The organism is Sulfuricurvum sp., assembly GCF_049305995.1.
In the GTDB taxonomy this organism is placed as follows: Bacteria; Campylobacterota; Campylobacteria; order Campylobacterales; family Sulfurimonadaceae; genus Sulfuricurvum.
This window is the reverse complement of the sequence record NZ_JBAQPS010000081.1, coordinates 1-7,818: the sequence shown is the minus strand read 5'-3', so window position 1 is coordinate 7,818 and position 7,818 is coordinate 1. Positions and strand designations below refer to the sequence as shown.

Sequence of the window (7,818 nt, the reverse complement as noted above, 5' to 3'; positions counted from 1 at the left end):
ACTATTACTCGACCATGAAAATGTTGAACCTCCAAATCCAAACATATTGTAATTAGAATAAGATGATCTGCTGTTAACTCTAATATTTACAACGGTGTTGACAGGGGAATTAAGTGTTTTTAACCAGGTACTATCCGCTCCGTTGTTTTTATCCAATCCTACCATGCCTGCAACATTTAAAGCTTTGGTGGCAGAACCTAGATTATTGGTTGTTGTTTGGTGAAGAGTTTCGATTACCGATGAGAGGCTAGCAGAATTAGGAACAGCGATAAAGTCGGTTGGAAGTGCTTGGCTCGTTGTCCGTCCGATGAGATCACCTGTGTTACTGTAAGCGGAGATAGTGGAAGAGGTTTTTTGACCTGTTGTGTTAAAATTTTCGTATTTGATATTGGTGCCAGTACTGTTTGGCATAAGGGTGATGACGTTGGTGTTTTTGTAAGATGTGGTATTGATTGATGCAGGATCGTAGACAATAAAGCCCATTGCTTCGTATGCAGATTTTTCAACTGCTGTAAGGGTATTACCGATGCTTTCGATCTTAGCCACGATTTTATTTTCAGCAGCTATCAATAAATCTTTCACCGAATCAAAAGGCGGTGTCCAGCTTGAACTATGATCCGAATTGACAAAAGCCCCAACAACGGATTTTAGTTCGGCTTCATGGGCGGTAGCATAAGCTTCTTTTTCAGCGCCCATACCTTTACCATCTAATTTGCTAATACTGTAATAATGACTAATCAACTCCGCCTGAGCTTCCATGTTATAGTCACTAAACGATTTATTGCCACTTAGATCATAGCGATAGGGATTGACTGTACTACCCGTCGCAAATTTTATGCCTTGAAAAACTGCTCCAACTGCGGCTGTCCAATACCCGTTCTGTGATTGCCATACGTGGGTCATCTCATGAACAAATAAAACTTTATCTTCAGCAGTACCTTTACTAAAATCTGCTCGATATTGATTGTTCTCCGGGGTAAAAGCTGTCCCGGAGTTAATAAATACTGTTCCATTTACTGAAAGTCCTGGAGAAAATAATCCGGTAGGATGCACTAACACATCTCCATAATTTATAGAATTTCCAAAAATAGGTTGTAGCATAGCTATTTCGCCGGGTGTTAAGTTTCTCATTTTTTCTCCTTTGTTGTTTCAATTGATTTATTGTTGTTATCCATATTCTTTATCCACGCGTTAGCTTGACTTTCACTCAATTCGGTAACGTTTAACTCGCCAGTTTTTGGATTTTTGGATAAATAAAACCATACATTCGCCGTTAACCAGTTTCCATTCTCTTCTTCTTTTCCTTTGGGTATATCTCTACGAGATGCATCTATTGATGCCTCATATAAGACATCTATTTCTAATCCTTTTGAAGAAGCTGAGAATGACTTGTTTTTTATTCCATAAAAAATACATTGCTCAGTGCCAGTAAAAAGCGAAAGAGGAATAGCTATCTTTTTATTCTCACACAATCCTACACACCAATAGCGCTCATATGGCTCAGGAGGCTTAATTACATGCACCTTATATAAGTCAAATGCTTCCATTCCCTCAAACGGCTCTACATAAAAGCATGGATTATTGTCTTTCATCGCAATATTTAATTTTTTCTTAATTGAATGGTGATTGTTTTCAGCAAGCCCTCCAAGCAATACTCGAAGAAGTAATAGAACAAATAAAGTAATCATTACTGTCCACACAATTTTGACAATCCACCTACTTATTGAAAGAACTTTTTGACTTCCAGGAAATTCATACGGTTTTGGAACACTGGTAACAACATAAAAATAAATGACAGTCAATATTGGAAAAATGACATACCAATAAGACATTAACATTCGTAATATCACGTCACTAAAAACAAATGAAATAACAACTATTATCATTCCTATAAAATATTTCACGCTACTCTCCTTGTATTTTTGTTGTTAAAGTAGGTAGTATCTGTATAATTTATGATAGGCGTATACGGTATGTTGACCGAGTTTCCTCCGGTAGTAGTCGGAGTATTAATCGTGTTAATCCACTCACTACTGGTAGCACTGTTTTTATCCAATCCTACGAATTTAGCTACTGCAAACGCATCTTGTGCCAATGTTTCATTTTTTGCTTGTGCTTGTTGCAAAGCGTTGAGGGTTGATACGGGACTGGTTGCGGATGGCAAAGTGATAAAATCACCTGTCTGGTGTTGGCTGGTTGTTCGTCCGATTAGATCGCCTGTGTTACTGTAAGCGGAGATGGTGGAAGAGGTTTTGGCGCCGGTGGGGGAGTAGGTGTCGTAGGTGATGTTGGTGCTATTGGTGTTTGGAGTTAGGGTGATTACTGTGGTATCTTTGTAGCTGGTACCTGTTGGAGTTGGGTCAACAATGGAAATTCCAAAGGCTTCATAAGCAATTTTTTCAACATTAGAAAGCCCTACATTTAGAATTTGAACAATTTTTTGGACTGGAGTACCAATATAAAAATCACCTATTTTTCCAAAGGTATCATGCACTAAATCATGAAAAATATCGATAGCATTGACTCTAGCATTTACTGTTTCGTTGGTTGCAATATTGTTTTGATAATAATGATACCCCACCGTCATATTATCAATATTTTTGGGATTATTGTAGTAATCACCACTGGTATTAAGAGTAGGATTTTTAAGGCTGTTCAAAAAATTTAATGCCCCACCACCCATCTCTGTTTGGCTCAGAGTAATTTTTAATCCTGCGCTTACCGCACCGAAATACAGTGATGCCGCTGACGTGTAATCAGAGACGAAGCCACCATATGGTTGACCATTCACATCCATACGCTGTAAATCATTTGTTCCACCTACTGAACGAAAATCCAATAGTATCTTAGTCGAATCGATTGGGGCAGTGCCGATGTTTGTATTATACTTATCTGTTAAGTTTATAACCATCTGATCAAAATTCATATCCGCTGGGACGATATAGGGATTTCCAGTCGTTGGATCCATAACGGGATTCCCGCTTTTGTCGAAGAGGTATTTGGAATCAACATTTTTTATAAATGCTTTAGTGTCTGGATCAATAACCTTAGATTGAAATACTGCTGTTGTATAGGTAATACTCATTTTTTGTCCTTTGTGGTGGTGTTAAACATAATTTTGTGATCATAATCACGACATACATAATAAAAATTAGGCTCTATTTTTGTCACTTTTATAGGTATCTGCCCTATTTTTTCCTGCTTGTTATTCACATGAAGAGTTTGAAAAGCCCCCAGCTCACGATGATCATTCACAGGATCAAGCAATGTATCGGATTCATCGTAATGAACTTGGCAACTAAAGTTACCGTCACTGCCAGTAGTATCAAAGCCTACCAATTTTTCTTTACGATCCCGTCCCACCGATCCTTGCACTTCAATTTGGTGAAGATAGTAACGCTTTTCTTTTTGGAAGTTTTCGATTTTTTGGGTGAAATTTGAAGATTCATTCCCTACGGTGAAGATAACTAATATCACAATAAAACGAATCACTTCACCAAATGCATCAGTAAAATACAGATTCACCCACTGAAAAAGTATTTTAAAAAATGCTATTAAAAAATACAGGGCTACACCCATTTCTAGAAAAAAAGAAAAATTCTCTTCCCTAAGAAGACTGTGCTCCCAGTCATTATTAAGAAGGATTCCATTCACATTCGCATAAATAAAAAGTCCCGATAGTATTACTATTGGAATGACAATCAACGATAAATACCTCTCTTTTAGTACTTTCAAGAATGTATTTTTATTCTTCATTTTGCTCTATCCTTAACTTTAGTTTCGTTGTTTTCATCCTGCTCTCCTTGTAGTTTTGAAGTTTTGATTATCTGCCATCTTTTGCTCTCTTCCACCCACAATTCTTCAACCCAGTGTCATAGAATAATTACCGCCGCTCTGAACAAATCCAAGCCGTCTAAAGAAACGGTCGGTTGAACCGATTTTCACTCCGCTTGAGACGAGTATATTGATCTCCTTTGCCCCTTTTTTCACCGCCCATTGTTTAAATATGTCGATGAGCTTGATCGCTGTAGAACTGCCACGATAATCAGGATCAACCCAGATAAGAATCGAATTGGCTGATTTATCAGTTGTAAAAAAGTACTCTTCAATCGCCCCCAAGAATCCCCCTATTATTCTCCCATCAGCGTTTTCAGCCAGTAATGCTAAATGAGACCCATTTGCATGAAGTAAAATAAAAGCTTCTAAACCATGCTTGATTTTATCTATGTCATAGCCAAGATGTGAAAAACGGCTTTCGACATATACCTTATGTCCTAGTTCTATCATATTTGTAATATCTTCGTTTGTTGCGGCTCGTATAGTCATTTTTATCCTTGTTGGTTTTTTTCTTATAAAATTTAGATTTTTTGTGTTTTGGAATTAAGAATCTAATTATTTAAATCTGCACTCCTCCACCCCTCTATGCTGTAGTTTTAATGATTCCGCTTCATAGGCATGTTGTATCGACTCGGTCTGTAATGTCAGTTCTCTCTCCAAGTTTTCCAGTTTCACACTCACTTCGCTTACTGCGTCCGCTTCACCCTGTTCTCTTAGTCTTTGGGTCATTTTCATTTTAGACCGGGTCTCATTGAGTGCCTCGGTTTCGTTTTTGGTGAGGATGGCTAGACGTTGCAGGCGCTGTTGTTTGGTTTGGGTATTTGCATCGAATTCACGTTTGGCGAGGGCATATTCTTCATAGAGGCGATCACGTTCATAATGCAAACGGGCAGATTCATGGTTGTATTTAAATCCTTCGAATAAATTCCATTGAACACTTAATCCTGTATTCCAGCTGTTAGGCTTCATGTTACTAAAGGCATCATAGGCGTTATGCTTATCGGAACCATAGAAGTAATAGTTGTAATATAGTGATATCACAGGAAGTTGAGAACGTTCATTCATTGAAATTTCATTGTTTTTCTGGAGAATTTTTTCTTGATATTGATGTGCTTGGGAACTCTCTTCGAAACTGCCGATACGAATCTCTTCTGGGTTAGTATTCAGAGGGAGAAGCTGTGTCTCTTTTAGGTTTAGGTCGATATGCGAAAGCTTGCTGAGGGCAATAAGGTTTTCATCGTAACTCATGCGGGCGCGCTCGATGTCTCTCTCTAGATCAATAAGGCGTATAGCTTCATCCCCTACGGATATACGAGATTCCTTCCCTGCGGTATAGAGACGTTGTTTGAGGGTGTAGAGCTCTTGTCGCAATGTATGCATTTGGCTTTTATAGCGATATTCGCTTTGAGACTTTTGGGCTGTCGCGTAATGATCTAGCAGTTCTTTATGAAGCTTTGTCTCTTCGTTGCATGCTTCGAGTTTTTTCGCTGCAATCTCATTTTTTGACATCTCAATTTGTTTGAGAGTGGTACCGAAATGATACAGCTCATAATTCATTTTCAGGGAAATTGAGTCTTTATTGGATATGGTTGAATTGATTACCGTACCTCCTACAGAGACACCTTCTGCAGTTGTATCAAGATTATGATTGTACTCGCCGTTATATCCAAATGAGAGCTGAGGATAAAGGGTGGAATAGATGCTATCCAAACGGGCTTCTTCGATAGTGGTATCAATACTACGAAGCTTAAGACGGTGGGAGTTTTCATGGGCGGAGTGCTTGAGATATTCAAAAGAAATATCATTCCCAAATACGCAGATGTCTAAAAAAAGATAAAGATAAAGTTTTTTCATCTATACTGCACAGTTTTTTTGTACATATAAAATTGAATAAATGTCATTTATTTGCCCTCTTACAAAAAGTTTAAATACAAATTGTATTTTAAAGTCATCATGATTTGCGTCACATTTTTTTAATTATCCGATATTTATAAATCCGAAAATACTTTTTTTTGCATTTATTCTAGAAAGAGTTTTTTAAAAAAAGGGGTTATTTCTTTAGGGTTCCATGAAGTGACTACAACATCGTAGTCTATATGTCCATAACCCTTCAATTCTTTTTCCACCTTAAACCCGCCAAACTTTGAATACAATTTAAAGTGACTTTGCTTCATAGCAGATACGGATGCGTTTATAGGATTATTTTCAAGTATCCGATAAATTCCTCGTGTTAAATATTTAAATTCCAAATTCAATCCGGATTTATCTTGTTTTGTAACAAGTCTCGATACTTCTCCGATAGAGGAATATTCTTCCCGTATATAGTCTAATGAATACTTTTCATCTGTAGGGAGTTTTCTATGGGTATCAAAAATAAGCCGGCATGTTCCGCTCAAGACGTTGTTCGTTTTACAAAATACAATTGCAGAATGATGATCAAAGGTATCAAAATTTAAACCGCTTATACAATCGGGAAACTCATTCTCATAGTTTAAACTGCCAAAAACATCACTTCGTAGTTTAAATACTTCCAGTAGTTCCTCAGCATTGCTTACAAGATGGACATTTTCTTCTTTATGATTCCAATTGAGACTTCTATTAAAATCCAATGTTTTTTCAATTGTACTTTCTAAAAAAACTCTTTGTTGAAATTGTTCTAAAACATTTATACTGTTGTGAGCTTCATGATGATCATTGTCAATTCGAAGTTCTAGTATTGCTTCTAGCTCTCTGAACACTTTATTTTTATTGATGTAGACCATGCTTTCTCCTTGTTTTTCAAAGAGAAATTCTAAAAATTAGCCGTCACAGTTAACGTTACTATTAACATCACGATATGTATCACGTTTTAAAATTGAAATTTATGAGGTAGAATATTGTTTTAAAGGGGAAAAATTTGAAGCAGCTTGTTCTAGTTTTACTGATCGTAATGAACTTACTTGGGGAAGAAAAAAATTTACACCTTTTTACAATTGAAAATCTCCGCTACGATTACACAGCAACTACGGAATCCCTTAACGATACACAGATATCTTATAATCTTCCTAGTCTCAACTATGTTTTTATGAATAGAAAATATATAGCCTTAGCATCTTTTAAATACAGTCCTAAACAACATATTGGAAATACTGTTTTGGGAACGACAAATATTGATTTTGAACAAAACGGGCGGAAATATGAACTGGGAGCCGGATATAAGTATTACTTAACAGAGACCCTATATATAGGTCCTGCATTATTATATAGCGATGCACACTCTACGCTTTATCAAATCATTAACAATAACGTAATGAAAACCGAAAAATATGATACTGATTTAAGAGCTTATTTTATACTGGGTTTGAATCTTACCCATTCAACAATGTTGTTTTCTAGTTTAGAACTTAAAAATGATTTGCTGAGTCATGATTATGCGAAAGACTATTCACAATACAACACATCTGTGACTTTGTATCAATTTATTTCTCCAGAATTCTTTTTATATTTAAAATATGAAGAGTCATTAAGAGACAAAAACATACAAAATAATATTTCTGGAAATGAAAATTATACAGGCTATGGGGCAGGCTTTGGAATAAACTTTTAAACTTTCAATTTGAGTCCAAATGAGGGGATGGTTTCTCATACTCCACATCATAATAATACCCTGCTCCGATATCCATCAATCTATTGTCTGTCAACGACACTGTTATTTTTATCTACTTTATTTTTATACAAACCTAATGCAATGGTTGAATTAAGATCTTCACGTTTAAATGGTTTTTGTAAGTAGCCTACGGGATCAGTCTGAATAGCTCGCTCAATCGTTTTAGAATCTGAATCAGCTGTTAAATAAATAACCGGTATATCGTGCGTCATTTTAATTTCTTGTACGGTTTCTATACCATCTTTGTAACTGTTTAAATTTATATCCATTAAAATGAGATCGGGCTTATTTCTTTTTACACTTTGTATCGCATCTTTGTAATTAGTGACGACAGC

9 protein-coding genes are annotated in these 7,818 nt (G+C 36.3%); 1 reads left to right on the top strand and 8 read right to left on the bottom strand.

The genetic code is table 11. The features are described 5' to 3' along the window. The 7 genes from WA010_RS02780 to WA010_RS02750 all read right to left on the bottom strand — a co-directional run. Nucleotides 1-1,131 (bottom strand): hypothetical protein (locus WA010_RS02780; RefSeq protein WP_422555655.1); only part of this gene is annotated, 1,131 nt, incomplete at its 3' end. Next, nucleotides 1,128-1,904 carry a hypothetical protein gene (locus WA010_RS02775; RefSeq protein WP_422555654.1) on the bottom strand — a complete coding sequence of 259 codons (777 nt, stop codon included), beginning with the start codon at nt 1,902-1,904 and terminating at the stop codon, nt 1,128-1,130. The genes WA010_RS02780 and WA010_RS02775, both read right to left, overlap by 4 nt. Continuing rightward, the gene (locus tag WA010_RS02770) at nt 1,901-3,085 is read right to left on the bottom strand and encodes a hypothetical protein (protein WP_422555653.1); all 1,185 of its coding nucleotides are present in this window, start codon (nt 3,083-3,085) and stop codon (nt 1,901-1,903) included. The genes WA010_RS02775 and WA010_RS02770 overlap by 4 nt, the downstream gene beginning before the upstream one ends. Beyond that, nucleotides 3,082-3,756, bottom strand: a complete 675-nt coding sequence (locus WA010_RS02765) for a hypothetical protein (RefSeq protein ID WP_422555652.1) — start codon at nt 3,754-3,756, stop codon at nt 3,082-3,084. The genes WA010_RS02770 and WA010_RS02765 overlap by 4 nt, the downstream gene beginning before the upstream one ends. Nucleotides 3,757-3,861: 105 nt before the next feature. Further along, nucleotides 3,862-4,326, bottom strand: coding sequence for a GNAT family N-acetyltransferase (locus WA010_RS02760; protein WP_422555651.1), 465 nt, complete (start codon nt 4,324-4,326; stop codon nt 3,862-3,864). 66 nt (nt 4,327-4,392) lie between these two features. Continuing rightward, on the bottom strand, nt 4,393-5,691 hold the full coding sequence (locus WA010_RS02755; protein ID WP_422555650.1) for a TolC family protein: 1,299 nt from the start codon (nt 5,689-5,691) through the stop codon (nt 4,393-4,395). Between the two features lie 164 nt (nt 5,692-5,855). After that, complete coding sequence (locus WA010_RS02750; RefSeq protein WP_422555649.1) at nt 5,856-6,599, bottom strand: N-acyl amino acid synthase FeeM domain-containing protein; 744 nt, start codon at nt 6,597-6,599, stop codon at nt 5,856-5,858. A gap of 134 nt (nt 6,600-6,733) precedes the next feature. Between WA010_RS02750 and WA010_RS02745 the strand changes: the two genes are divergently transcribed. Further along, on the top strand, nt 6,734-7,423 hold the full coding sequence (locus tag WA010_RS02745; protein WP_422555648.1) for a hypothetical protein: 690 nt from the start codon (nt 6,734-6,736) through the stop codon (nt 7,421-7,423). An 80-nt stretch (nt 7,424-7,503) separates the two neighbouring features. Here the strand turns inward: WA010_RS02745 and WA010_RS02740 are convergent. Continuing rightward, nucleotides 7,504-7,818 (bottom strand): response regulator (locus tag WA010_RS02740; RefSeq protein ID WP_422555647.1); only part of this gene is annotated, 315 nt, incomplete at its 5' end.

Excerpts from the sequence above, each read along its gene's own strand:
- WA010_RS02770 (WP_422555653.1), bottom strand. The coding sequence starts at position 3,085 with ATGAGTATTACCTATACAACAGCAGTATTTCAATCTAAGGTTATTGAT.
- WA010_RS02765 (WP_422555652.1), bottom strand. The coding sequence starts at position 3,756 with ATGAAGAATAAAAATACATTCTTGAAAGTACTAAAAGAGAGGTATTTA.
- WA010_RS02760 (WP_422555651.1), bottom strand. The coding sequence starts at position 4,326 with ATGACTATACGAGCCGCAACAAACGAAGATATTACAAATATGATAGAA.
- WA010_RS02755 (WP_422555650.1), bottom strand. The coding sequence starts at position 5,691 with ATGAAAAAACTTTATCTTTATCTTTTTTTAGACATCTGCGTATTTGGG.
- WA010_RS02750 (WP_422555649.1), bottom strand. The coding sequence starts at position 6,599 with ATGGTCTACATCAATAAAAATAAAGTGTTCAGAGAGCTAGAAGCAATA.